24 protein-coding genes are annotated in these 25,346 nt (G+C 66.4%); 18 read left to right on the forward strand and 6 right to left on the reverse strand.

Annotation, left to right across the window (positions count from 1 at the left end; genetic code table 11):
* Positions 1 to 8 precede the first annotated feature (8 nt).
* Positions 9 to 1,706: an SUMF1/EgtB/PvdO family nonheme iron enzyme gene (locus JHD80_RS03870; protein WP_199085059.1), complete on the forward strand. Its 1,698-nt coding sequence runs from the start codon at positions 9 to 11 to the stop codon at positions 1,704 to 1,706.
* A 112-nt stretch (positions 1,707 to 1,818) separates the two neighbouring features.
* Entirely contained in the window at positions 1,819 to 2,568 is a 750-nt protein-coding gene (locus JHD80_RS03875) for an SDR family NAD(P)-dependent oxidoreductase (protein ID WP_199085060.1), read from the forward strand.
* Between the two features lie 6 nt (positions 2,569 to 2,574).
* Here the strand turns inward: JHD80_RS03875 and JHD80_RS03880 are convergent, their stop codons facing one another.
* From JHD80_RS03880 to JHD80_RS03895, 4 genes are read right to left on the reverse strand one after another with little or no spacing between them, the layout of a single operon-like run.
* A complete protein-coding gene (locus JHD80_RS03880; RefSeq protein WP_199085061.1) occupies positions 2,575 to 3,327 on the reverse strand; it encodes an SDR family NAD(P)-dependent oxidoreductase in 753 nt (250 codons plus the stop codon).
* Positions 3,327 to 4,616, reverse strand: a complete 1,290-nt coding sequence (locus tag JHD80_RS03885; protein ID WP_199085062.1) for an ABC transporter substrate-binding protein — start codon at positions 4,614 to 4,616, stop codon at positions 3,327 to 3,329. The genes JHD80_RS03880 and JHD80_RS03885 overlap by 1 nt, the downstream gene beginning before the upstream one ends.
* Before the next feature lie 56 nt (positions 4,617 to 4,672).
* The gene (locus tag JHD80_RS03890; protein ID WP_199085063.1) at positions 4,673 to 5,968 is read right to left on the reverse strand and encodes an ABC transporter substrate-binding protein; all 1,296 of its coding nucleotides are present in this window, start codon (positions 5,966 to 5,968) and stop codon (positions 4,673 to 4,675) included.
* Complete coding sequence (locus tag JHD80_RS03895) at positions 5,940 to 6,731, reverse strand: FadR/GntR family transcriptional regulator (protein WP_199085064.1); 792 nt, start codon at positions 6,729 to 6,731, stop codon at positions 5,940 to 5,942. The genes JHD80_RS03890 and JHD80_RS03895 overlap by 29 nt, the downstream gene beginning before the upstream one ends.
* Before the next feature lie 110 nt (positions 6,732 to 6,841).
* Between JHD80_RS03895 and JHD80_RS03900 the strand changes: the two genes are divergently transcribed.
* From JHD80_RS03900 to JHD80_RS03935, 8 genes are all read left to right on the forward strand, one after another.
* Positions 6,842 to 7,966: a mandelate racemase/muconate lactonizing enzyme family protein gene (locus JHD80_RS03900; protein WP_199085065.1), complete on the forward strand. Its 1,125-nt coding sequence runs from the start codon at positions 6,842 to 6,844 to the stop codon at positions 7,964 to 7,966.
* Between the two features lie 142 nt (positions 7,967 to 8,108).
* Positions 8,109 to 8,981 carry a carbohydrate ABC transporter permease gene (locus tag JHD80_RS03905; protein ID WP_199085066.1) on the forward strand — a complete coding sequence of 291 codons (873 nt, stop codon included), beginning with the start codon at positions 8,109 to 8,111 and terminating at the stop codon, positions 8,979 to 8,981.
* Positions 8,974 to 9,801, forward strand: coding sequence for a carbohydrate ABC transporter permease (locus JHD80_RS03910; protein ID WP_349237202.1), 828 nt, complete (start codon positions 8,974 to 8,976; stop codon positions 9,799 to 9,801). The genes JHD80_RS03905 and JHD80_RS03910 overlap by 8 nt, the downstream gene beginning before the upstream one ends.
* A 3-nt stretch (positions 9,802 to 9,804) precedes the next feature.
* Positions 9,805 to 10,701: a DUF6772 family protein gene (locus tag JHD80_RS03915; protein ID WP_199085067.1), complete on the forward strand. Its 897-nt coding sequence runs from the start codon at positions 9,805 to 9,807 to the stop codon at positions 10,699 to 10,701.
* Positions 10,701 to 11,036: a hypothetical protein gene (locus JHD80_RS03920; protein WP_199085068.1), complete on the forward strand. Its 336-nt coding sequence runs from the start codon at positions 10,701 to 10,703 to the stop codon at positions 11,034 to 11,036. Before JHD80_RS03915 ends, JHD80_RS03920 begins: the two co-directional genes overlap by 1 nt.
* Positions 11,037 to 11,120: 84 nt before the next feature.
* The gene (locus JHD80_RS03925; RefSeq protein ID WP_199085069.1) at positions 11,121 to 12,590 is read left to right on the forward strand and encodes a protein adenylyltransferase SelO; all 1,470 of its coding nucleotides are present in this window, start codon (positions 11,121 to 11,123) and stop codon (positions 12,588 to 12,590) included.
* 155 nt (positions 12,591 to 12,745) lie between these two features.
* Complete coding sequence (locus tag JHD80_RS03930) at positions 12,746 to 13,372, forward strand: alpha/beta hydrolase family protein (RefSeq protein WP_199085070.1); 627 nt, start codon at positions 12,746 to 12,748, stop codon at positions 13,370 to 13,372.
* A gap of 94 nt (positions 13,373 to 13,466) precedes the next feature.
* Positions 13,467 to 13,940, forward strand: a complete 474-nt coding sequence (locus tag JHD80_RS03935; protein WP_199085071.1) for a peptidoglycan-binding domain-containing protein — start codon at positions 13,467 to 13,469, stop codon at positions 13,938 to 13,940.
* Between the two features lie 21 nt (positions 13,941 to 13,961).
* Here JHD80_RS03935 and JHD80_RS03940 read toward each other — a convergent pair whose 3' ends face one another.
* Positions 13,962 to 14,624 (reverse strand): GNAT family N-acetyltransferase, encoded by a 663-nt coding sequence (locus tag JHD80_RS03940; protein ID WP_199085072.1) that lies wholly within the window; start codon positions 14,622 to 14,624, stop codon positions 13,962 to 13,964.
* A gap of 125 nt (positions 14,625 to 14,749) precedes the next feature.
* On the opposite strand from JHD80_RS03940, the gene pdxR reads away from it, so the two are divergent.
* Both pdxR and JHD80_RS03950 read left to right on the forward strand, forming a co-directional pair.
* Positions 14,750 to 16,189 (forward strand): MocR-like pyridoxine biosynthesis transcription factor PdxR, encoded by a 1,440-nt coding sequence (gene pdxR, locus JHD80_RS03945; protein ID WP_199085073.1) that lies wholly within the window; start codon positions 14,750 to 14,752, stop codon positions 16,187 to 16,189.
* Positions 16,190 to 16,324: 135 nt separating this feature from the next.
* Positions 16,325 to 16,816 (forward strand): class I SAM-dependent methyltransferase, encoded by a 492-nt coding sequence (locus JHD80_RS03950; protein ID WP_199085074.1) that lies wholly within the window; start codon positions 16,325 to 16,327, stop codon positions 16,814 to 16,816.
* Between the two features lie 36 nt (positions 16,817 to 16,852).
* Here JHD80_RS03950 and ppk2 read toward each other — a convergent pair whose 3' ends face one another.
* Positions 16,853 to 17,752 (reverse strand): polyphosphate kinase 2, encoded by a 900-nt coding sequence (ppk2, locus tag JHD80_RS03955; RefSeq protein ID WP_199085075.1) that lies wholly within the window; start codon positions 17,750 to 17,752, stop codon positions 16,853 to 16,855.
* A 272-nt stretch (positions 17,753 to 18,024) separates the two neighbouring features.
* Here ppk2 and JHD80_RS03960 point away from each other — a divergent pair, with 272 nt between their 5' ends.
* From JHD80_RS03960 to JHD80_RS03985, 6 genes are all read left to right on the forward strand, one after another.
* Entirely contained in the window at positions 18,025 to 19,647 is a 1,623-nt protein-coding gene (locus JHD80_RS03960; RefSeq protein WP_199085076.1) for an inorganic phosphate transporter, read from the forward strand.
* Between the two features lie 181 nt (positions 19,648 to 19,828).
* Complete coding sequence (locus tag JHD80_RS03965; RefSeq protein ID WP_199085077.1) at positions 19,829 to 20,668, forward strand: MurR/RpiR family transcriptional regulator; 840 nt, start codon at positions 19,829 to 19,831, stop codon at positions 20,666 to 20,668.
* Between the two features lie 285 nt (positions 20,669 to 20,953).
* Positions 20,954 to 22,417, forward strand: coding sequence for an MFS transporter (locus JHD80_RS03970; RefSeq protein ID WP_199085078.1), 1,464 nt, complete (start codon positions 20,954 to 20,956; stop codon positions 22,415 to 22,417).
* A complete protein-coding gene (locus JHD80_RS03975; protein WP_199085079.1) occupies positions 22,414 to 23,106 on the forward strand; it encodes an aspartate/glutamate racemase family protein in 693 nt (230 codons plus the stop codon). The genes JHD80_RS03970 and JHD80_RS03975 overlap by 4 nt, the downstream gene beginning before the upstream one ends.
* 425 nt (positions 23,107 to 23,531) lie before the next feature.
* Positions 23,532 to 23,933, forward strand: a complete 402-nt coding sequence (locus tag JHD80_RS29380) for an Arm DNA-binding domain-containing protein (protein WP_199085080.1) — start codon at positions 23,532 to 23,534, stop codon at positions 23,931 to 23,933.
* 566 nt (positions 23,934 to 24,499) lie between these two features.
* Positions 24,500 to 25,309, forward strand: a complete 810-nt coding sequence (locus tag JHD80_RS03985; protein WP_199085081.1) for an NAD-dependent epimerase/dehydratase family protein — start codon at positions 24,500 to 24,502, stop codon at positions 25,307 to 25,309.
* The last annotated feature ends 37 nt before the right edge of the window (positions 25,310 to 25,346 follow it).

Below are 25,346 nucleotides of genomic sequence, written 5' to 3' on the forward strand. Positions count from 1 at the left end.
GTCGGGCGATGGTCTGGTTGCGCGTCCTGGTCGCTCTCCTCCTGCTGCCGCTGGCCGCGCCCGGCCTTGCCCAGCAGCCGGGGGAGGCCGCGCGCGTCGCTCTCGTCATCGCCAACGAGGCCTATCCGGAAGCACCGATCGTTGGCGCCGCGCAGCAGGGGCGCTCCGTGGCGCAAGCTTTGAGTGTCGGCGGCTTCGATGTCGTTTCCGTGGAGAATGCCGATCGCAACGCGTTGCGGCAGGCGATCGCCGGCTTCGCGGGCAAGCTCAGGCGCGGCGCGCAGGTCGTGGTGTTCTATAGCGGCCATGCGATGCAGCAGCGGAACCGCAACTTCCTGCTGCCAGTGCAGAACGGTGCCGAGGCTGCGGTCGATCTCGACGAGATCATCGATCCCTTGATCGTCGCCCGGCCGGCGAGCGCGCTGGTCTTCCTCGATGCCGGCCGCGACAATCCCTGGCAGGGCAACGCCAAGGGGCTGCTCCCGCTCGAACCGATGGACGGCATCGCGGTGCTGTTCCCGACGGCGCCGGGCAAGCCGCTGCCGGGCGGTCCGGATCGCGCCGTCGAGGCGTGGCTGAAGGCGATCAGGACACCGGGGCTGGAGATGGCGCAGGCGGTCAAGCAGGTGCGGGACACGGTTTCGCGCGAGACGCGGCGCAGCCAGCAGGTCTGGCTCTCGGCCGAGCCGCCCAAGGGGCTGCTGGTCACGCCGATCTTCCAGCCGGTCGCCGTGGCGCTCGGCAACCGCGCCGTCATCCCGCCGCCCCAGACGCCGGGCGCGACGCAGGATGCGGCCTATGACCTCGCCTTCTGGGAATCGATCCGCAACAGCCGCAGCGCCGCGGAATACCGCGCCTATCTCGATGCCTATCCGAACGGACGCTTCGCCCCGCTCGCCCGCACGCGCGAGCAGGAATATCGCGCGAGCCCGGCCGCGCCTGCTTCCACCGCCGTTGCTGTCGCCACGCCGCCGGCCTCGCCCCAGCCGGCCACCGGCGCGCCGCAGCGCGATTGTGCGGGCTGCCCGGAACTGGTCGCGATCCCCGCCGGCAGTTTCCAGATGGGCTCGAACGATCTCTACGAGTTCGAGAAGCCGGTGCATCCGGTGACGATCCGCGGCTTCTATCTCGGCGCGCGCGAGGTGACCTTCGAGGAATGGGATCTCTGCATCGACCAGGGCGGCTGCAATTACCGCCCGGATGATCGCGGGCTCGGGCGCGGCAAGCGGCCGGTCACCGATATCCACTGGAACGATGCGAATGCCTATCTCGCCTGGCTCTCGGCCCGGACAGGCAAGGCCTACCGCCTGCCGAGCGAGAGCGAATGGGAATATGCGGCGCGCGCCGGCACGACGACGACCTATCCCTGGGGGCAGGCTCCGGAGAAGGAGCGCGCCAATTGCGTAGGTTGCAACGAGCAGAAGCGCGGCAACACCGTGCCGGTCGGGCAGTTCCCAGCCAATGCCTTCGGCCTCTACGACATGGCCGGCAACGCCGCCGAATGGGTCGCCGATTGCTGGAGCGAGAGCTATCGCAGCGCGCCGCGCGACGGCAGCGCCTATACGGTCGCGAATTGCCGCGAGCGCGTGCTGCGCGGGGGCTCGTTCAACAATGATCCGCGCTATCTGCGCTCGGCCGCGCGCTTCAAATACGAGGCCGACGTGCGCTTCTACACCAACGGATTCCGCGTCGCACGCGATCGCTAGACCATTGGTTCCTCCCGGATTTGCAGGGGCGGCATGCGTGCCGCCTGCCTTGAAGCGCGCCCCTTCCCGCCGGCAATAAGGACCGGGAACCAATCGGAAGGGAGAGGCCCGCATGGCCAAGGAATTCACCGGCAAGCGCGTGATCGTGATGGGCGGCAGCCGCGGCATCGGCCGCTCGATCGCGCTGGGCTTCGCGGCGGGCGGGGCGGCCGTCTCGATCTGCGCTCGGAGCGCTGGAACCCTCGAAGCGACGCGCCGGGAGATCGAGGCGCTCGGCGTCACAGCCCATGCGGGAACCGTCGATCTCGCCGATGCTGGCCAGATCGAGACCTATGTGCCTCAGGCGGTGAAGGCGCTGGGCGGGCTCGATATCCTCGTCAACAATGCCTCGGGGTTCGGCCAGACCGATGACGAGGACGGCTGGGCCGCCTCGCTCAGCGTCGACATGATGGCGGTGGTCCGCGGCAGCCATGCGGCGATCCCGCATCTCCAGCCGGGCTCGTCGATCGTGAACATCTCGTCGATCTCGGCCCTGCGCGCCTCGGCGCGCTCGGCGCCCTATGGCGCGATCAAGGCGGCGGTGATGCACTACACGGGCAGCCAGGCGAAGATGTTGGCGCGCAAGGGCATCCGCGTGAACTGCGTCGCGCCGGGCTCGATCGAGTTTCCCGGCGGCTCCTGGGAGAACCGCAAGACCTCTAATCCCGAGCTCTACAACGCGACGCTGGCAACGATCCCCTTCGGGCGGATGGGCAAGCCGGAGGAGATCGCCGAGGTCGTGCTCTTCCTCGCCTCGGAGCGGGCGAGCTGGGTCACCGGCCAGAGCATCGTCGTCGATGGCGGGCAGCTCGTCGGGCCCTGAGGCGGGTCAGAGACGCAAGCCGCCGTCCACGGCGATCTCGGCGCCATTGATATAGCTGCCCTCTGGCGAGCAGAGCAGCAGGGCGATGCCCGCGCAATCCTGGGGGCTGCCGATCCGGCCCAGCGGAATGCGGGCGAGCACCTGCTCCTCCCGCCCGGGCTGGGCAAGGACGGCGCGGTTGCGGTCGGTCAGGATCGCGCCGGGCTTGACGATGTTGAAGGTGACGCCCGGCACCTGCGTGGTGCGGGCGAGGTTCAAGATCATGTTGGTCTGCGCCACCTTGGTCGCAGCGTAGTAGAAGTGGGTTGGGTTGGGCCGCGCCTCCTGCACGCTGCCGATCGCGATCACCCGGCCGAAGCCGCGCGCCAGCATGCCCGGCAGGAAGGATTGCAGCAGCCGCGCGGTCGCATGCAGGTTGATCTGGGTCTGCGCGGTCATCGCGGCCTCGGAGATCGCATCCCAGGTCTCCAGCATTTCGACGGAGGCGCAGAGCCCAAGGATATCGGGCTCGCTTCCCTTCGCCTTCAGCTCCGCCGCCATCGCAGCGGGAGCCGTGGCCTCGGCGAGATCGGCGATCAGGGCCGTGGCCGCGAGGCCTCGGGTGAGCAGATCGGTCACCGCCGTATCGGCCGCTAAGGCGTCCCGGTCATGGATGATCGCATGCGCTCCAGCCTCGGCGAGGCGCGTCGCGATCGCCAGGCCGATGCCGCGCGCCGCGCCGGTGACGAGGGCGACGCGGCCCGTAAGCGCTCCAGCCATCAGCCGAGCAGCGGCTTCACGCGGGCCGTCGCATCGTCCATCGCCTGCTGCGGCGGCTTGCGGCCGAGCACGGCGGCCTGGGTTTCCTCGATGAAGATGTCATGCGCGCGGGCCTGCTCGTCGAAGGCCGGCAGATGGATGCGCGAGGCCTTGAGCGCGGCGGCCTCGTCGGCGGCATAAGGCATCGCTGCCTTCAGCTTCTCGTCGGCATAGGTCGAGATGCGGACCGGGCCGTTGCCGTTCAGCGCCATGGCGGTGGTGCCGGCCTTGGAGGAGAGCGTGCGGATGAATTCCCAGCTCAGCGGCTTCTGCTTGGCGTTCTTCGGGATCATCAGCGCCCAGAATTCGGTCGTCGGCGCGAAGGCGACCTTGCCGACGAGATCGGCCGCCATCGGCGGCAGCAGCGACTTGAACCTGCCGCCGTACTTGCCCTTGGACGGATCGTTGTAGGTGACGAGCCGTGCGAAGGGATTGATGGTCATCGCCGCCCGGCCCTGCTGCATCCAGGTGGTGATCTCCTCGTTGTTCACCGTCGCGAAATTCCGCGGCAGCACGCCGGCCTTGTAGAAATCGGCGAGCAGGGTGAGCGCCTTCACCATCGGCGGCTCGGCCGCGACGATCTTGCCATCGGTCGTCATGTAATCGCCGCCGAGGCAGCGGGCGAGCGTCAGGAAGTTCGAGGCGAAGACGGCCGTGAAGGCGAGGCCGTAGACCTGCGTGCCGTCCTCGCGCTTGAAGGTGAGCTTGCGGGCGAGTTCCGTCAACTCCTCGAATGTCGTCGGCAGCTTGGTGACGCCACGCTCTTCCAGCAGGGCCTCGTTATAGATCAGGGCATTGGTCGCGTGGCGCACGGGGATGCCGTGCAGGGCATCGCCGACCTTGAGCGGCGCGAGCAGGCCCGGCGCGAAATCGTCGAAGGCCTCGATCGGCGCCTGCTTCATCAGCGCATCGAGCGGCTCGAAGAGCTGGAGATTGCGTGGCACGGCGCGGCCGTTGACGAGATAGGCGACGTCGATCGAGGTCTCCGACAGCGAAGCCTCGCGCAGCAGCCGCTCATGCACGGCGTTGACGTCGCCGAAGGTGACCCAGTTCACGTCGGCCCCGCTGGCTTTGCGGAAGGCTTCAGTCGCGTCGCCGCCGGGGCCGGTCGTCGCGGCATTCTGATGGACGCGGTGGCCGAGCGCGGTCAGCGTCTTGGCTTGGGCAAAAGCGCTGCGCGGAAGAAGAGCCGAGGCGGCTGCGGCGCCGGCGAGCGCACCGAACCGGCGGCGCGAGATGCGGGATGTCATCGAATGTCCTCCGGTGATTATTTTCGGGCGTCTATGCGCCCCGTTTTCTCGATCGTTCAGGCCGGCAGAAGCGGCTGGACGCGCTTGACCAGCGAGGCCATCGCCTCCTCCGGCGTCTTCATGCCGAGCACGGCGGCTTCCGCCTCTTCCTTGAACAGGTCGCCGGCGCGCGCCGCCTCGTCGAAGGCCGGCATCGGCACGCGCGCGACCTTCAGCACCTTCAATTCCTCGGCGGCATAGGGCACGGTTCCCGCAAAGCCCTGGTCGGCATAGGTCGAGGCGCGAACCGGGCCGTTGCCGTTGAGGGCTGCCTTTAGCGTCGCCTCCTTCGAGGCCATCGCCTTGATGAAGCTCCAGGCGAGGTCCTTGCGCCTGGCGTTCTTCGGGATGACCATGCCCCAGAACTCGACCTTGGCCGGCGCGGCGTCGTACTTGCCGGCCAGCGTCTTCGAGGCGGGCACGGCGATCGTCTTGATCTTGCCGGGGAATTTCGACTTCTGCAGGTCGTTGTAGATGCGGTTGCGGCCCATGCTCTGGAGGCTCATCGCGGCGCGGCCCTGCTGCATCCAGACATTGACGTCCTCGGGCGAGAGCGTCGCGAAATTCCGCGGGAAGGCATTGGCCTGGAAGAGCTCGCGCAGCGTCTTGATCGCGTTCAGCATCGGCGGCTGGTCGGCGACACATTTGAAATCCGGCGTGATGAATTCGCCGTCCCAGGCGCGGGCGAGATCGATCACGTTGGGGTAGGTCACGCCCGGCGTGCACAAGCCGACGACCTGCGTGCCGTCGGCGCGGCGATAGCTGCAGGCCCGGGCAATCTCGATCATTTCCTCGATCGTGGCGGGCGGCTTGGAGAAGCCCTTCTCGGCCAGGATCTCCTCATTGTAGTGCAGGCCGGAGGAGGCGTGGCGGAACGGGATGGCGAGCTGCTTTCCGCCGACCTTCATGCCCTCCATCAGGCCGGGGAAGATGTCCGGGACGTCCTCGACCGGGTCCTTCCTGAGGTAATCGTCGAGCGGTTCGAACAGGCTCGCGGCGCGCGGCACGACCTGCGTATTGACGACGAAGCCGACATCGACCGAGGTCTCGCCGAGGCTCGCCTCGCGGAAGAGGCGCTCCTGCAAGGGGCCGGTGTCGAAGGTCGTCCACTGGACGGTGACGCCGTTCTTCTGCGCCCAGTCCCTGGTGATATCGCCGCCCTGCGCGCCGGTCGCGACCGTCTGCATGACGCGATGGGTGAAGACGTTGAACGGGCCGTTCTGCGCCTGCGCGGCGTGGCCCAGCCCGGCAAAGCTCAGTCCGAGGATGCCGGCGCCGAATTGCCTACGGTCGAGTGTCGCCCCTTGGCTCATGTTGATCCTCCCTGTGGCTCGCGAGTTCCGCGATGGCGGCTTCTGCCGCTTCGAAATGCTTGTTCATGGCGCCAGCCGCCGCGACGGCATCGCCCGCACGGATCGCCGCGACGACGCGGACATGGCGCGCGAAGGTTTGCTGCCAGTCCGCGGGGCCGCGGGCTTCGCGCGAATTGAAGATCTCCATGACCTCGCGGATGACGGGCCGGAGGCCCCGGATCTGGAAATCGAGCAGGCGATTGCCGGAGGAGGCCGCGACGGCCTCATGGAAGTCGAGATCGGCTTCGATCCAGCGGGGCACGTTGCCCAGCGCGTCTTCCATCCGGGCGAGAATGAGGTCGAGTTTCTCGATATCCCCGGCCGAGCGGCGCTCGGCGCTGTGGGCGGCGATCGGCGGCTCGAGGATGCGGCGCAGCTCCACGGCCTCGGTCAGGCCATTGGCGCGTCCGCGCACGGCGAAGCGGTAGAAGCGGTCGAGCGGCGCCGCGTCCAGCGCCTGCACCCGCGTCGGCTTGCCCTGCTGGATATGGACGACGCCCATCGCTGCGAGCTGGCGGATGGCCTCGCGCGCGATCGGCTTGCTGACGCCGAAGGCGGCCGCGATGCGCGCTTCCGAAGGCAGGGAATCGCCGGGCTTCAGCCGCCCCTCATGGATCGCCTGCGTGATGCGCTGGATCACGGCATCGCCAAGGCGCATCGGCACGACATCGCCGCCCGCGAACGGGTCGTCTGCATCCAGCACGGCACGGGCGAGATCGCTCATCAATATCCTCCGGTGGAGATCATTGACAGATGCAGCGTTCCTTGGCAACTGTTCAACCTATCAGATAAGTAGACGTCGCTCGACGACGCGCCTCGGGAGGGGTATGCCTGATGTCGGCCAGCCGCATCGCCAGAATTGATGTCCATCCGCTGCGGGCGACGCTGCCCAAGGTCCAGCGGACCTCGCAGGGCGACTACCCGGCGATCGAGCTGGTCGTGGTCGAGGTCGAGACCGAGGACGGCACGGTCGGCTTCGGCGAAGGGCTGTGCCGGCGCGGTGCGGCCGGCTATGCGCGCTTCATCGAGGATGCGCTGGTGCCGCGTCTGATCGGGCGCGATGGCGCCGACCGGCGCGCGCTGTGGAAGGCGATGCGTGCCGCGCTTTCGGGCCGCCCCGGCGGGCAGGTCGTCGAGGCGATCGCGGCGGTCGATATCGCGCTGTGGGATATTGCGGGGAAACAGGCTGGCCAGCCGATCCACCGTCTGCTCGGCGGCATGGGTCGCAAGGAGGTTGCGGCCTATGCCTCGTCGATCAACTGGCTCGACGATGCGACGGTCGAGGCGGAGGTGGCTGCGGCGCTCAAGGCCGGCTTCCGCGAGATCAAGGTCAAGCTCGGCCATCCCCTGCGCGATGCGGTGGCGCGCGCGAAGCTCATTCGCCGGCTCGCCGGTGACGATATAGCCCTCTATGTCGATGCGAACTGGGCCTATGACGTCGACGACGCGATGATCGTCGGGCGGGCGCTCGCCGATCTCGGCTATGGCTTCTTCGAGGAGCCGATCGCCCCGCATGATCGCGAGGGCTACCGGCGGCTCGCGCAGCATCTGCCGATCCGGCTAGCGGCCGGCGAGAGCGATTTCGTTGCGGGCGAGGCGTTGACCATGCTGCAGGACCGCTCGCTCGGGCTGATTCAACCGGATGTGACACGCTCGGGCGGCATCACCGAGACCTGGCGCATCGCCGAGCTCGCCGCGACCTTCAACACGGACTATGCGCCGCATGTCGGCTGGTCCGGCGCGATCTGCGTCGCCGCGAGCCTGCAATTGGCGGCTGCGGCGGAAAGCTTCCGCACCTTCGAATGCATGGTCTACGAGAACCCGCTGCGTGACGCGTTCACGCGGCCGCTCGTCGGCGAGGGCTCGCAACTGATCGACGGTAAGCTCGCCATTCCGCAGGGGCCGGGCCTCGGCATCGAGATCGACCGCGAGGCGCTCGCGCGCTTCAGGATCGCGTGAGGCAGATGATGAGGTGCGTTCAATCCTCCATCCATTGCACTCACGAACCTCTGCGTCATCCCGGGTCTGCGCTTCGCTTGCCCGGGATGACGGCGTGGTTTGGACGACGGGTGTGGGTTGCGGTTGAATCGCGAGTGCGCCCATGACCACGCGCACGCCTCTCTCCGCGATCGCGCTGGTCACGCCGGTCCAGTTGATGATCGGCGGAATCATCTTCCTGCCGGCGATCTATGTGTTCTGGCTGAGTCTCAACCAGTCGTCATTCGGACAGGCGGCGACCTTCGTCGGCCTCGCGAATTACGCGAAGGTGCTGGCCGATCCTTATTTCTGGAAGGCGCTGCTCAACACAATCATCGTCGTCGCCATCGTCGTGCATGTCGAACTGCTGATCGGGCTCGGCATGGCCTTGTTCTTCGCGTCCGGCGTGCCGTTGCGCGCGCTCCTTCTCGCCATCGTGCTGGCGCCCTATGCGGTGAGCGAGGTCTCGGCAGTGGTGATGTGGCGCTACCTGTTCGAGCCCGATGTCGGAATGATGAGCCGGCTTCTCGCCACGATCGGCCTGCCGCCGATCGAATGGGCGGTGAATCCGAGCAATGGGCTTGCCATGGTCAGCCTGCTCTCGATCTGGCTGCACCTGCCCTTTTCGTTCATCATCCTCTATGCGGCGCGGCTCTCGATCCCCAGCGATCTCTACGAGGCGGCCTCGATCGACGGCGCCTCGGCCTGGACCTCGTTCCGCCGCATCACGCTGCCGCTCTTGATGCCGGCGCTCCTGATCGCCGCGCTGTTCCGCTATATCTTCGCCTTCCGGTTGTTCTCCGAGGTCTGGCTGATGACCGGCGGCGGTCCGGCGCGCTCGACCGAGGTGATGGCGGTCTATCTCTACCTCGAGGCCTTCCGCTACAACGCCTTCGGCTCGGCTGCCGCCACCGGATGGCTGCTGGTGCTCGCCTCGCTCCTGCTCGCGCTGTTCTACCTGCGCCGGCTCTACCGGGAGATGTTCGCGCGTGCCTAAGCTGCTTCGCCATCTCCTGAAGCTCGTCGGCGTGCTCGCGGTCGTCGCCTGGTCGCTGGTGCCGATCGGGCTGATCGCGATGTCGTCGTTCAAGTCCGACCGCGACATCTTCTCGACCACCGGCACCTTTTCCTTCGCGCCGACGCTGGCGAACTATCAGGCGCTCTGGAGCCGCTGGGGCGACTTCTTCTTCGGTCTGTGGAACAGCTTCCTCGTCACGGTTGGCGCGACGCTGCTCGCGGTCGGCGTCTCGCTGCTCGCCGGCTTCGCCTATTCGCGCTTCGCCTCACGCGGCTTGCAGGCCTCGGCCTTCTTCCTGATCTTCATCCGCCTGATCCCGCCGATCGTGATCACGCTGCCGCTCTTCCCGGTGGTGAACTGGCTCGGACTCAACGACACGCATTTCGTGCTGATCGTGCTCTACGCGACCTTCTTCGTCTCGTTGGGCACGGTGGTGATGCGCACCTTCATCGACCAGATCCCGCGCGAGCTCGACGAGGCCGCGATGATGGACGGCGCCTCGCAGTTCCAGATCATCATGCGGGTCATCCTGCCGATGGCGGCGCAGGGCATGCTGGCGGTCTCGGTCTTCGTCATCGTCTACGCCTGGAACGAGTTCCTCTTCGCCTTTATCTTCACGACGACCAAGGCCAAGACGGCGCCGCTGGTGATCTCCGAGATGATCGGCGCCGTCGAAGGCGTCGAGTGGGGCGTGCTCTTCGCAGCCTCCACCGTGCAGCTCGTACCGGTGCTCGCCTTCGTCATCCTCATGCAGAAACATCTCGTGGCGGGTCTCACCGCCGGCGCCGTGAAGGGATAAGCCATGAACCCATCAGATTCCCGGCTCGACGATCTCAGACGCGCCATTCGCGAGAGCGATCCGCAGCTCAGCCGGTTCGATCCCCTGCCGCGGATCATCTGCCTCGACGATTTCGACCGCGGCATGTGCGGCTGGACCCAGCTCGTCGGCAATTACGAGGATACGCTGGACGCGATGCTGCCGGGCTATGCCCAACACAGCCACGCCATGCTCTCGACCCTGCCGAACTGGGATTTCGGTTCGCATGGCGGTGTCGACGGCTCCTATGCCTTGAAGATCGCCACCCGCCCGAAAAAGGGCGCGCAGAACGTCGCGATCAAGCGCCTGACCTTCCGCAAGGCCGGGCCGATCCGGCTGGAGGCCTATTTCACCTTCAAGCCGGAGGCGACGGAGCTTGCGCTCTCGGAGACCGATATCCGCTCCTTCGGTTTCCTCTATGATCTCCAGATCGGCGACACCTCAGGGCCGGGCGACCGGGTGATGCCGCATCTGCGCTTTCTCAACGCGCAGGACGGCCAGCACATCCAGAAATGGCAGTTCAAGCGCAAGACGACGCCGATCAAGCCGATCGGCACCGCCGGGAAGACGATCACGCATTACCATCTCGCTCCCGAGGACTGGGAGGACCTGCCCGGCGGCGAGCAACGACTCTGCTATAACGAGATTCCGACCAAGGTGAACTGGCACTATCTGCGCTTCGATTTCGACCTCGCCGCGATGCAGGCGACGCGCTTCCAGGTCAACGACCGGGTCTTCGCCATGGACGGCTACGACTGCATCCGCATCCCCGCGATGAAGAACCTGTGGTGCATGCTGAACCTGGCTTTCTTCGCCGAGACGGATACCGACAAGCGCGCCTTCGCCTATCTCGACTCCGTCTGCCTGTCGGGGGATTTCTGATGTTGCCCGAGAACCTGACCGCCGTCGTCGCCCGCAACGAAAGCTGGACGGCCGAAAGCGCGACCGAGCCTTATGAGGCCGGCTGGGCGAAGGAGGCGATCGTCTTCGTGCGGGCGCTGAAGCAGCCCAAGGGACGGCTGCCGAAGGCGCGGGTCGAGATTTCCGCCGATGGCATCCACTGGTGCCATGAGGGCTCTGAATTCGACCTGCCGTCGGCGAAGGATGCCGTCACCTTTCAGCGCCTCGCGCATTTCGGCAATTTCCTGCGGGTCGCCGCGACGCTGCCGGATGGCGCCGAGATCACCGTGCTGGTGACGTTCCACCTGAAGGCCTGAGAGGGTACCGCGACGCCGGCCGGCCTTGAGGCCTCAGCGGTAGTTCCGTGTTGCGCGCCGGCCTGCCGTGCCTATCTTCGATCGATGAACCCGATCGCTTTCGACAATTCCTATGCGCGCCTGCCTGAGCGCTTCTATGCCGCGGTCGCCCCGACCGCCGTCGCTGCGCCCCGGGTGATCCGGCTGAACGAACCGCTCGCCTCGCGGCTTGGGCTCGATCCCGATTGGCTGAAGGGGCCGGAGGGCGTTGCGATGCTCTCGGGTAACGCCCTACCGGCCGGCGCCGCTTCGATCGCGACCGCCTATGCCGGCCATCAATTCGGCGGCTTCAGCCCGCAGCTCGGCGACGGGCGCGCGATCCTGCTCGGCGAGGTTATCGACCGCAACGGGCGGCGCCACGATATCCAGCTCAAGGGTGCGGGGCCGACGCCGTTCTCGCGCCGTGGCGACGGCCGGGCGGCGCTCGGACCGGTGCTGCGCGAATATATCGTCAGCGAGGCGATGGCGGCGCTCGGCGTCCCGACGACGCGCGCGCTCGCCGCGGTGCTGACGGGCGAGGCCGTCCGGCGCGAGACCTTGCTGCCCGGCGCCGTGCTCACCCGCGTCGCCTCCAGCCATATCCGGATCGGCACCTTCCAGTTCTTCGCCGCGCGCGGCGATGTCGAGGCCCTGCGCCTGCTCGCCGACCACGTCATCGCCAGGCATTATCCGGCCTGCGCCGGCGAGGGGCGCCATCTCGCCCTGCTCGAGGCGGTGATCGCCGCGCAGGCCGCGCTGGTGGCGCAATGGATGACGATTGGCTTCATCCACGGGGTGATGAATACCGACAACATGTCGATCGCTGGCGAGACCATCGATTACGGGCCCTGCGCTTTCATGGATGCCTATCATCCGACGACGGTGTTCAGCTCGATCGACGAGCGTGGCCGCTATGCCTATGCCAACCAGCCGCCGATCGCCCGCTGGAACCTCACCCGTTTCGCGGAGACGCTGCTGCCGCTGCTCGACGACGACATCGACAAGGCCGTGCCGATCGCACAGGCCGCGCTCGACCGCTTCGATCCGCAATTCCAGGCGCATCTGATCGCGGGCTTCCGCCGCAAGCTCGGCCTCGCCACGGAAGAGGCGGAGGATGTCGAGCTTATCAAGGCGTTGCTAGACGCGATGCAGCAGGGCGAGGCCGATTTCACGCTGGTCTTCCGGCGCCTGAGCGAGGCGCCCACGGAGGAGGGAGCGGATGCCTGCCGCAGCCTGTTCGGCGACCCGGCTGCGTTCGACGCCTGGGAGGGGCGCTGGCGCCAGCGCCTGTCACGGGAGCAGGCCTCGACCGATGCGCGCCGGGAGGCGATGCTGCACGCCAATCCGCTGTTCATCCCGCGCAACCATCTGATCGAGGCGGCGATCGAGGCTGCCGTTGAACGCGACGATCTCGGCCCGTTCGAGACCTTACTCGCGGTTCTCGCGCGGCCCTTCGAGGCGCAGCCGGGCCGTGAGGATCATGCCCGGCCGCCGGAGATGCACGAGCGCGTGCTGGCGACGTTCTGCGGCACTTGAGAGGCTGCGGCGCGACCTATCGAACGTGACGGAGGCGATCTGGAGCAGTCTCGAGCGAAGCGGACGCCGGTTCGCGTGAAGAAAATGCGATAGGACAAAGGCCTGGGGCAATGCTGGAGCTCCAGCCATTCGGCTCGATGAGGCAGGGCAGAGCGATGTTTCTTTTCGACGGCCCCGACCGGGCCGAGATGACCGTCCTGCTGGCGCATGGAGCCGGTGCGCCGATGGATTCGCCATCGATGACGGCGAGCGCGCAGGCGCTGGCCGAGGCTGGCTTTCGCATCGCTCGGTTCGAATTCGACTATATGGCGGCGCGGCGAACGGGAGGGCGCGCGCCGCCGCCGCGCGCCGAAACGCTCAATCCGCAATATCTCGCCGCGATCGATGCGCTGGGCGCCGATGGAAAGCTGATCATCGGCGGTAAGTCGATGGGCGGACGGGTCGCGAGCCTCGTGGCCGATGCGCTGTTCGCGGAGGGCCGGATCCAGGGATTGCTCTGCCTGGGCTATCCCTTTCATCCGCCCGACAAGCCGCAGCAGTTGCGCACCGGGCATCTTGCCGATCTGAAGGCGCCGGCCCTGATCGTGCAGGGAACGCGGGACCCGTTCGGCACCCGGGAGGAGGTCTCGACCTACGCGCTTTCACCGGCGATCGAGATGCTCTGGCTGGAAGACGGCGATCACGACCTGAAACCCCGCAAGCGGATTTCCGGTTTCTCGGCCGCCGACCATCTCCGGACCATGGCGGAGGCGGCCTTCGCCTGGGCCGAACGGCTCGACTGAGGCGCGAGTCCAGCCCAAAGGGGTAGTCCTTTGTTTCGCGCATGCCGGGGAACGCGGTCGTGTAGCGTGGCACGCGCCCATGGGAGGATGCGGGATGGCCTACACGATGCAGATCAACCTGATCGGCATGCCCCAGATCTACAATGTCTCATTCCCCGTCGGGCCGAAAATGGCCAATGTGCGCGATGATGTCATGCTGGTGCAGACGCTCATGAAGCTTGCCAACTTCACGCGTGCCACCCCGGCATTGGGGCCGGTCGAAAGCAGCCGCGACATCAAAGTCGACGGCTATTTCGGGCCACAGACACAGCGCATGATCGTCGCGTTCGAGGCCGATCAAAAGTTTCACCGGCGCTTGTTCATCGCCGACGGTATCGTCGAGCCGTCTCCCAGGGACGGCTATGCGAAATCCGGTGTCCTCTACAAAATCATCCTGATGAACCGGGCCGAGATGGATGCATCGGGTGGCAGGCACCCGTTCCTGCCATTTCATCCCGAGACGCATCCTCTCTTGCGCCAGTCCCTTCAAAAAGGGGCGGAGCGGCCGGCCCCGACTCCGCATTTCTAAAAAATCGACCGCCAGCGAGTCTCAGCCGAAGCCGAGCCTGGCGCGCTGCTGGCCGTTCTCGTCGAAATTCCCGGGCGCCAGCCAGGCGTCGTAACCGGCTTTGAGCCGCGGCCAGTCGGCATCGACCATCGCGAACCAGGCGGTGTCGCGGTTGCGGCCCTTCGTGACCATGTGCTGCCGGAAGACGCCCTCCGGGGTGAAGCCGAAGCGCTCTGCCGCCCGCTTCGACGGCGCGTTGAGATCGTTGCATTTCCACTCGAACCGCCGATAGCCCAGCGTGTCGAAGGTGTAGCGCGCGAAGAGATAGAGCGCTTCCGTCGCCACGCGGCTGCGGGCGATGGCCGGCCCCCAGAGGATGCTGCCGATCTCGATCACGCCATGCACGGCATCGATCCGCATCAGCGCCTGCCGGCCTTCCGCCCGCCCGGTGCGCTTGTCGATCACCGCGAAGAACAGCGGGTCGGCCGAGGCGGCGGCCTTGTCCAGCCAGGGGCTGAAGGCGGCGCGGTCTGCCGGAGCCTCCTCGAACAGGTAGCGGAAGCGGTCGTCGGCGCCGGGCTCGCGGGCGGAGGCGAGCAGGTCCTCGCCGTGCCTCATGGGATCGAGCGGCTCCAGCCGGGCATAGCGCCCCTCCAGCACGGTCCGCTCCGGGCGCGGAACGCCCTTCCAATCCGACAGGTCCATGGCGATGCCCCGATGTCTCGCGTGGTTGCAGCCGCGGCGGAAGCCGCGACGGTTCAGCGTTGGCGGATCAGGTGGTGTGCTGTACACGGCCACTTCCTGCAATTCTGACAAACCAGTTCAAGAGCATGGCGATCTCGGCGAAGAGCTTCGCCTGGCAATCATTGGACAGGGCTGCCGGCGATCTCGAAGGGCAGCTCTATCGCGGGCTGCGCGACCGCATCCTCGACGGAGCGATGCCGGCCGGGCAGCGCTTGCCGTCCACGCGCCATCTGGCGACGGCGCTGGGCATCGCTCGCTCCACCGTCGTCCAAGCCTATGAGCGATTGAAGGCCGATGGCTACCTCATGGCGCAGGCCGGCTCCGCGACGCGCGTCGCGGCGCTCGGGGCAGGGCCGCAGCCGCCGGCGCCGAAGGTTATCCTGGGCGTTTCCGAACCGGTTGCCCCGCCTGACACGTCCCGGCTTTTCGAGCCCGGCGTTCCCGACCTCGCGGATTTCCCGCATGCGAGCTGGGCGCGTTATCTCGGCGCGCGCGCCCGCTCGCTGCGCATCCACGATCTGGGCTATGGCGAGGCGGACGGCCTGCCGGCCTTGCGGGGGGCGATCCTCGACCACGTCGCCAAGACGCGCGGCATCTTCGCGCGGCCCGAGCAAGTGATGATCGTGCCCTCGACGCGGGCCGCCATCAACCTGCTGATCCATGTGCTGCTGCGGCCTGCGGAAGCGGCGGGCAAGGTGGCCTGGATCGAGGAGCCGGGCTACGCCACGGCCCAGGCCCTGCTGCGCGAGGCCGGGGCGCGAATCGTGCCGGTGCCCTGCGACGCGGCCGGCATCGATGTCGCAAAGGCGTCGGGACTGCCGCCGCGACTGATCTATGTGACGCCCTCGCACCAGTATCCGACCGGCGTGACGATGAGCCTGCAACGGCGCCTCGCCCTGCTCGATGTTGCGCAAGCGAGCGGGGCCGTCGTGATCGAGGACGATTACGACAGCGAGTTCCAATATGGCGCGCGGCCGATCGCGGCGTTGCAGGGCATTGATCGCAACGGCCTCGTCGCCTATCTCGGCACTTTCTCCAAGATCTTCGCGCCGGGGGTGCGGGTCGCCTATGCGATCGTGCCGATGCGATTGCGGGAGGAGGTTTCCGCGGCGCTGCAATTGCAGGGCGCGGTCGTGCCGATCCCGATCCAGGCGGCGCTCGCCGATTTCATCCGCGACGGCCGGCTGCGCGGCCATGTCCGCAAGATGAAAGCCCTCTACGCCGCGCGGATGGCGGCCAGCGTCGCCGCGCTGCGCGATCATTGCGGCGATGTCCTGGAGATCGGCGACGGGACCGGCGGGCTGCAACTGGCGACGTGGTTCCGTGACCGGGATGTCGACGACCGGGCCGTCGCCCAGCGCCTGAAGGCGGATGGGTTTGCGGTGCAGCCGATGTCGCGCTTCCATCTGGTCCCGGCGCGGCCGGGGCTGGTCTTCGGCATCGCCCGCGTCGCGCCGGCACAGGTGCAGGCCCAGGTCGCGCGGCTGGCCGCGATCCTGCGGGAGCATCCGGGCCGGGCCGGCTAGGCTCCGGGTTCGCCTCCAAAGCTCCAAGCTTTGGTTTTTTGTGCAATACCGGACGCTAAACCGCTTCGCACTTTTGCCGGCATGGCTCTGGAGGCGATGCCGATTTCGATGCGGTCGTTCGACGACGGAGAGTTCATGAGCAGGCTGGACAGCTTCATCCGCCGCCTGGAGGCGCAGCGCACGGTCCTGAACTGGGCTGCCGACACGGTCCGCGACCGGGACGGGCTCGTCCTGGAATTCGGCCTCGGCAACGGGCGGACCTACGATCATCTGCGGGAGCAATTGCCGGGCCGCGATATCTTCGTGTTCGAACGGGATCCGCACCCGAACCCGCTCTCGATGCCATCCGCGCCATTCCTCGTCGTCGGCGACATGGCGCAGACGCTTCCGGTGTTCGAGAGGGAGCATGGCGCGGCGGCGGCGCTGATCCATGTCGATGTCACCACCGGCGTGCCGGAGCGGGACAGGATCGCCTTCGCGTGGCTTCCGGCCCAGGTCGCGGCGCTGGCCAGGCCCGGAGCGATCGTCGTGAGCGGCTGGGCACTGGAGCACGACGCGCTCGAAGCGCTGCCCTTGCCGGCAGGCGTCCCGGACGGGCGCTACTTCGCCTATCGGCGGGCCGGCTGAGGCGCCGGCCCGCCGCATTGCGCGGCGTCTGGCGGCTCAATACTGTTCCGGCACATACAGCTCCGGCGGAACGGGGCGGCGCAGATAATCGGGATTGCGCACGCGCGCCGGCAGGCTGATCTCCGGCTTCGGTACGTTCTCGTAGGGGATCTGCCCCAGGAGATGGGCGATGCAGTTCAGGCGCGCCCGTTTCTTGTCGACCGCCTGGACCACCCACCAGGGCGCATGCGCGGTATGGGTGCGCTCCAGCATCTCCTCCTTGGCGCGGGTATAGTCCTCCCAGTGCACCCGGCTCTCCAGGTCCATCGGCGAAAGCTTCCACTGCTTCAGCGGGTCGTCGATCCGCATGCGGAAGCGGAATTCCTGCTCCTCGTCGGTGATCGAGAACCAGTATTTCAGCAGGATGATGCCGGAGCGGACCAGCATCTGCTCGAAATCCGGAACCGAGCGGAAGAACTCCTCGAGCTCGTCGGGCGTGCAGAAGCCCATGACGCGCTCGACGCCGGCGCGGTTGTACCAGGAGCGGTCGAACAGGACCATTTCGCCGGCTGTCGGCAGATGCTGCGCATAGCGCTGGAAATACCACTGGTTGCGCTCGCGCTCGGTCGGCGCCGGCAGCGCGACGACACGGCAGACGCGCGGGTTGAGCCGCTGCGTGACGCGCTTGATCGCGCCGCCCTTGCCGGCGGAGTCGCGGCCCTCGAACAGCACGACGACCTTCAGCTTCTTGTACTGCACCCAGTCCTGCAGCCGCACCAGCTCATGCTGCAGGCGGAAGAGCTCGCGGAAATAGAGCCTGCGATCCATGCCGGGACCGCTGGGGGCGAAGCCTTCCGCCACGAGACTGTCGATCCGCTCCTCTTCGAGCTGGAGCTCCAGCTCCTCGTCGAAACTGTCGGTGATTTCGGATTTGATGCGGTCGAGATCGGGCGTCATGGGGGACGGCTCCTGATGAAATTCGGGATGCCGGCAGGAGCCTGGCAGGCCTCGCGCATATGCGCCAGCCCCATGCTGCGTCGATTGCCGGGCCCCGCCTGGTCGCGTGGCGGCACCACTGTCACGGCGAATGTGACGCCGCGATGAAGCCCTTCGCAATGGCCTCGCACCGGCGTTGCCGTTGCGGCAGAAAGGCGGTCTGCAGAGTCTCCGTCATCGATCTGTCAGCAATCGGGAGAATAACGCTTCGCCCAACGCAATGGAGGCGTTTCATGTCAAGCGTGGTTGCAGATGCCCAGCTTCACCCTGAAACGGGGCGGCCCCGGCTCGACGAGCCGAAAAGCTTTGCCGCCATGGCCTTCTTCGCGGGGATCATGACGGCCGGCCTCGGCTACATGGCCTATTCGCTCTATCTCGACATCACCGCCGCCGGCGATGTTCCCCATACCTATCTGCCGTTCATCCTGCTCGGCGTCGCGCTGCTGATCGCGCTGGGCTTCGAATTCGTCAACGGCTTCCACGACACCGCCAACGCCGTCGCGACGGTGATCTACACCCATGCGATGCCGGCCCATGTCGCCGTGGTCTGGTCGGGCTTCTTCAACTTCCTCGGCGTGATGATGGCGAGCGGCGCGGTCGCCTTCGGCATCATCTCGCTCTTGCCGGTCGAGCTGATCTTGAATGTCGGATCGGGGGCGGGCTTCGCGATGGTGTTCGCGCTGCTCATCGCCGCGATCCTCTGGAACCTCGGCACCTGGGCGCTCGGCCTGCCGGCCTCGTCCTCGCATACGCTGATCGGCTCGATCATCGGCGTCGGCCTCGCCAACCAGCTCTATGGCGGCCGGGACGGCACCTCCGGCGTCGACTGGTCCAAGGCCATCGAGATCGGGCAATCGCTGCTGATCTCGCCGCTCTTCGGCTTCGTGGCGGCCGCGCTCGTCTTCCTGAGCCTGAAGGTCCTGGTCAAGAATCCCGAGCTCTATGCCGAGCCCAAGGGCGACAAGCCGCCGCCGCTGTGGATCCGCGGCATCCTGATCGCCACCTGCACCGGCGTGTCCTTCGCGCATGGCTCGAATGACGGCCAGAAGGGCATGGGCCTGATCATGCTGATCCTGATCGGCTGCGCGCCGACCGCCTATGCGCTGAACCGCGCCATGCCCGCCAGCAGCGTCGAGAGCTTTCGCACCGTCGCGGTCGCCGCCAGCGCGGTAATCGACCAGAAGGCGCTCGGCCATCAGGTGCTCGGCGATCCGCGCCCGATCGTGACCCGCTATGTCTCCGAGCGGAAGATCGACGAATCCACCTTCCCGGCGCTGTCGGCGCTGAACAAGGAGATCGTCAAGCAGATCGAGACCTACGGCTCGCCGGCGAAGTTCCCGGCCGCGGCCGTCGGCAACGCCCGCAACGACATGTATCTCGCCTCGGAATCGCTGAAATACATCTTCAAGGCCGACAAGCAGGAAGAGAAGATCTTCACGCCCGAGGACCTGAAGACGATGACCACCTACAAGGCGGCGCTGGACGACGCGACGAAGTTCATCCCGTTCTGGGTGAAGGTCGTCGTCGCGCTGGCGCTCGGCTTGGGCACCATGGTCGGCTGGAAGCGCATCGTCGTGACGGTCGGCGAGAAGATCGGCAAGCAGCACCTGACCTATGCCCAGGGCGCCTCGGCCGAGCTGGTCGCCGCCGCCACGATCGCGGCCGCCGACGTCTACGGTCTGCCGGTCTCGACCACGCATATCCTGTCCTCGGGCGTGGCGGGCACGATGGCGGCGAACAAGTCCGGCCTGCAGATGTCGACGGTGCGCAACATGCTGATGGCCTGGGTCCTGACCCTGCCCTGCGCGATCCTGCTCTCCGGTTTGCTGTTCGTGGTCTTCCGTCAGATCTTCTGACGGCCGGACGGCCCGAAGCTTCTCGCGCGTTCCCTCGGGAGAGCCTCTTCCGGGGGATGACGACCGGATGAAGGGTCGTCATCCCGGCGCGGCGCCGGCAACGGCGCGCGCGGCGACCATGACTTGCAAAGATGCCGATGACGGACAAGGTTGCCTCAGCGCGATTCCTCCGGTCTCGGTCATGAATTCCAGGGAAAAGTCCTTCTTGAGCCGCGTGCGCGGCATCCTGCCCGACCTGACGCCGGCCGAGCGGCGCCTTGGCGATTTCGTCTGCGATTTTCCCGGTGAGGTCGCGACCTATTCGGCGCAGGAACTGGCGGCGCTGGCCCATGTCTCGAAGGCGACGGTCTCTCGCTTCGTCCAAAGGCTGGGCTATGACAGCTACGAGGAGGCACGCCGCCATGCCCGGCTCGACCGGCAGAGCGGCTCCCGGCTGTTCCTGGGCGCGGCGGACACGACGGGCGAGCAGTCGATCGCGGCCAACCTCACCCAGGGTATCGCCAATCTCGAGGAAACCTTCCGCGCCATCGGCGAAACCCAGATCAGCGGCGCGGCCGAAGCGATCCTCGCCGCGCGCAAGGTCTGGGTGATCGGCTTCCGGGCCAGCTTCACCTTCGCGACCTATCTGCAATGGCAATTGACGCAGGTGGTCGAGAATGTCGTCGCCATCCCCGGCGGCGGCCAGACCTTCGGCGAGCATCTGGTCAGCCTCACGCCCGACGATGTCGTGATCTTCTTCGGCCTGCGCCGGCGCGTAGCCCAGACCGAGGCGCTGCTCGACCAGATCGGCCGATCGGGAGCGCGCCTGCTGTTCGTGACGGACGAGAGCGCCGCATATGAGAAGCGCAGCCAGTGGCATTTCCGCTGTCAGACCCTGGCGCCGGGGCCGCTCTTCAACCACACGGCGGTGATGGCGCTCTGCCATCTCCTCATCATGCGCTGCATCGAGATCGCCGGCGCGAAAGGCCGCGCGCGGCTGCGCCATATCGAGATGCTGAACGACGCGCTCGACGAGCTCTGACGCGGCCGGATCGCGCCGACTGCCCCTGTTCCATCGGTTGCGCGTTGCCTGCCGCCGAAAGCGGCAGCGGCGGCGCATTTATGGTCTTTTCTGAAACTACAGTTTCAGATAGTTTTATTTGAACCAATTGTTCCAGAGCCGTTCGAAGGAGACGAGCGGCGGCCGGAACGGCGGCAAGGAGACGATCACTTCCAGGGCAACAGCCGACACGCAGCCTCGCACCAGCCGGACAACGGCGGGAGGCATGCGCCCACCATCACGTCACGAACGATCAGGGGAACGATCATGGCTATGGAGAACATGCAGGCATCCGGCGCAGCGACGCCGATGAGCAGGCAACTGGATTCAGCGCTCAACAGGATCGGCGTCACGGGCGCCCACAAGCAGATCCTGGCGCTCGTTCTGGTCGGCTGTCTGTTCGACAGCTTCGAGCAGAACACCATCGGCGTCTCGGGCCCGCTGCTGCGGCAGCATTGGGGGCTGACGGGCGCGGATATCGGCTTCCTCAACACCATCACCTTCGCCAGCGCCGCCATCGGCCGGTTGATGTCGGGCATCCTCGGCGATCGCTATGGCCGCCGGGTGATGCTGACGCTCAACCTCCTGCTGTTCTCGCTCGGCTCCGCGCTTTGCGCGCTGGCGCCGAACTTCGCCTCGCTCTGCATCGCCCGCGCCATCGTCGGCTTCGGCGTCGGCGGCGAGATTTCGACGGCGGTGACGATGCTGTCCGAATTCTGCTCCGCGAAGTTCCGCGGCACGGCGGCTGGCCTCGTCAATGTCGGCGCGGGCGGCTTCGGCAACTTCCTCGCCCCGGCCTTCGGCCTGCTGATCTTCACGCTCTTTCCGGGCGAGAACAGCTGGCGCTGGCTCTTCGCGGCGCTCGCCCTGCCGGCCCTGCTCGCCGTGTTCTATCGGCGCTTCGTGCCGGAGACGCCGCGCTTCCTGGCCTCCCGGAACCGGATCGACGAGGCCAACAAGGTCCTCTCCACCCTGGCCTCGGGCACGTTGCGTCCGCAAAACCTGACCGTGCAGCCCTATCTCTCCGCCGATCTCGCGCAACTGCCGCCGGTGGCGAAGAGCGACTGGAGCGAATTGTTCCGCGCGCCCTTCATCGGCCGCATCATCCCGGTCTCGATCGCGATCCTGATGAGCTACGGCGCCCAGCTATCCGTGCTGACCCTGATGCCGGTGATCTTCGTCTCGATGGGCTACACGCTGCAGGGCAGCCTGCTCTACAGCATGATCATCCAGAGCGGCAGCGTGCTCGGGGCGATCGCGGCCTCGACCTTCGGCTACTACCTGCCGCGGAAACTGGTGCTGACGACCGGCGCGGCCTTGGCCTGCGTCGCTGCCATCTCGATCGCCTATCTCGGCACTAATATCTACATGGTGCTGCTGTTCGGCGCGATCTTCCAGTTCTTCGTGCTGCTGCTCAACACCTCGATCTGGATCTATGCGCCCGAACTGTTCCCGACGCGCATCCGCGCCTTCGGCGTCGCGTTCATCCTGGCGACCGGCTCGGCGGCGGGCTCCTTCGTTCCGACGATCTCGGGCATGCTCTTCGACAAGTACGGTATGGTCGGCGTCTTTGCGCTGGCGGCCGCGATGTATGCGGTCTTCGTCGCCTGCATCCAGTTGGGACCGGAGACCTATGGCCGGTCGATGGAAGACATCACCCAGCCGGCGGAGGCCGAGGGCGCGGCTCAGGCCGAGCCCCTTTCCGAACCAGCGAAGGCAGTGAGGGCGTGACCCCGCATATCCTGTTGATCAATCCGAACAGCTCGCAGGCGACCAGCGCGATGATGCAAGCCATCGCGCAGCGGGCCGCAGGCGATGGCCTGCCCGTGGCCGTCGCCACGGCTAGGCGCAGCCCGGCCATGATCGTGACGGAGGAAGACCTGCTGGCCGCGGCTGCGGAGGTCGTCGAGATCGGCAGGGGGCATGCCGCCGATTGCGCCGGCATCGTCGTCAGCGCCTTCGGCGATCCCGGGCTCGACGAATTGCGGGAGCGGGTCGACATCCCCGTCACCGGAATCTGCGAGGCCTCGATGCAGGTTGCCGCCCAATACGGGCGACCCTTCGCCGTCGCGACGACCACGCCGCTCCTCGCCGACGCCATCGCGGCGCGGGCGGCGGCCCTCGGCTTCGCGCACCAGTTGACCGGAATCCGCTGCACGGCCGGGGATCCGCTCGCCTTGTCGGTCGACAAGGCGAGTTTGACGGCGGCGCTCGGGAAGATGGTCGAAGCCTGCATAGCCGATGGCGCAGAGTCCGTCATCATCGGCGGCGGCCCTCTCGGCGAAGCGGCGGGCGCCTTGCAGGCGCATTATGCGACGCCGGTGATCTCGCCGATTCCCTGCGCGATCACGTCCTTACTGAACCAGATCGAGAGCGCGCGTAGTCCGAAGCGCAGCAGAGCCGCAACGGCTGTGCGGTAGTCGGCGCCGCCCTGGAAGCCTGCCGGGCGTCTCGCCAATTTGCGCCGGCGGCTTCGATGCCCGCATGAACGATGCGGGCATCGACGCCTGGCTCAAGCAGTCGGAGCTGAACCATTTCGACGCGGAGCGCAAGCGCTGGCTCTGATCGGCCGCGGCGAGAACCTGAAGATTTCCAACGGAAAGATCGAGCAGCCGATCCATCGCGCAGCAGCGGAATCGCGGACATCGCCGCAAAGCCCCGCACCAAGCGAGAGAGCAAACATAACTACGAATTTTAGATTGTAATGGCCGCTCTTCAAAGAGAGCGAGGAGATGATGCCCGAAAGGATTCGAGCCTCTGACCCTCAGATTCGTAGTCGATTCAATACTGTTATCGATAAGTCTATATATGTCCTGAATAATCAATAAGCGCTTGAAATCTCTGAATGCGTCTTTCCTTTCGATTCACCGATGCTATTTTAATTTTCTGGTGCGTTGGACAGCATGCGGACAGTAAAATAGATACTCAGAACAGCGGAGGGCGGGGTGTTCGCCTTACGAAGCGGGTAATCGATACCGCTGACCAGAGCAGGGGGCGGCACACATTATGGGATTGCGAACTGCGGGGCTTCGGCGCGCAGATTGAGGCTAGCAGGACAAAAACGTACTTCGTTCGTTACCGGCCGAAAGGGCTAGGTGCAGATGGTCCCCGTCGGTTCATCCGGATCGGAAGGCACGGCGTCATTGCCGTCGAGCAGGCTCGAGAGAGAGCAAAGGAAATCTTGGGCTCGGTCGCCGCGGGCAAAAATCCAGCGTCTCCAGAACTCAATAATCTTCTGGGCGCTTAGCCGTCCGTATTCGGTGACGCCAAGACGACCACCGCGCTCCTCGGTCGGCTCCACCCATCACTGCTACATCGTCGAAACGGAACCGCCACCGGTTCGTCATAGCCCCAACCCCCGAGGAATTGGGGCTATGATGAGCAAAACAACGAACAAACTTTCGACCGAGATGCGTACGCGGTGCGGCTGGTGCCGGATCACGAGGCGTAAGATCCGTCGCCGCCCGGGGCGACCTGATCGCCCTCCGCCAGCATGCCATGTCACGAAACATATTCGACATATCTATTAATGGATAGAAATTAATCATTTATAGTATCAATCACCCATCCCCTAATCTTCTCTCGCCCCCGAACGGGTGCCGAGAGGAACGTGGTTGATGTTGAAACCGGCGGGCAAATTCGCCTCCGCGCGGAATGCGCCGATCGAGAGCGGGAGCTGGCACTCTCCCGACGCGATCGTTGCGTTGCTTCGACGTCGACACCCAGCGGGCGATCCGACCCACACCATGAACGACGTGTCTGCCACGAGTGCCCGCGGAGCATCCGCCGCACTACGAGAAAGAGAATGAGCCCATGCATGTCTTGATCACGGGAGCAGCCGGCGGGATCGGCCGCGTGGCCCGGCGGCAACTTGCCGGCCGCTACGCAGTGCTGCGCGTGCTTGATCGAGTCGAACTCGGGCCGCTCGGGCCGGGCGAGGAAGCCGTGATCGCTGATCTCGCAGACATCGCCGCGCTGGAGCAGGCAATGGCGGGGATCGACTGCGTGGTCCATCTCGCCGGCGTAGCGGCCGAGCCGGAGAGCAATGCCTGGCCCCAGGTTCTGGCTGCCAACATCGCCGGCACCCACAATGTATTCGAGGCGGCGCGGCGCGCCGGTGTCCGCCGGGTCGTATTCGCCTCGAGCCACCATGCGGTGGGCTATCATCGTCGCAGCCAGATCCTCACGGGTGCGGCCGTGCCGCGGCCGGATAGCTATTACGGCGTGAGCAAGGTGGCGGGCGAGGCCTTGGGCCGGCTCTATGCGGACAAGTTTGGCCTCAGTGTCGTCAGCCTTCGGATTGGCGTGTTCAGGCCACGGCCATTGGATATCCGCCACCTGTCCGTCTGGGTGAGCCCGCGTGACATGACCGAATTGCTGCGCTGCTCGATCGAGGCGCCGCAACTGCACTACGTCGTGGCTTACGGCATGTCCGCCAATACCCGAGCGATCTGGGACAATCGCGAGGCCTCTGTGCTGGGGTACCGCCCGGTCGACAATGCGGAGGACTATGCGGCCGAGCTGCTGGCGGACGGAGCCCCCGAGCTCGAGGGCGCCAAGCCATTCCATGGCGGCTGGTATTGCGCATGGGATCTCGGCGACCACGGCCTGTTCATCGACTGACGCGCACGCGGTACTTAACCAGCCAGCGATGACCTCG

This window comes from Allobosea sp. ASV33, assembly GCF_016428755.1.
Lineage (GTDB): Bacteria > Pseudomonadota > Alphaproteobacteria > Rhizobiales > Beijerinckiaceae > Allobosea.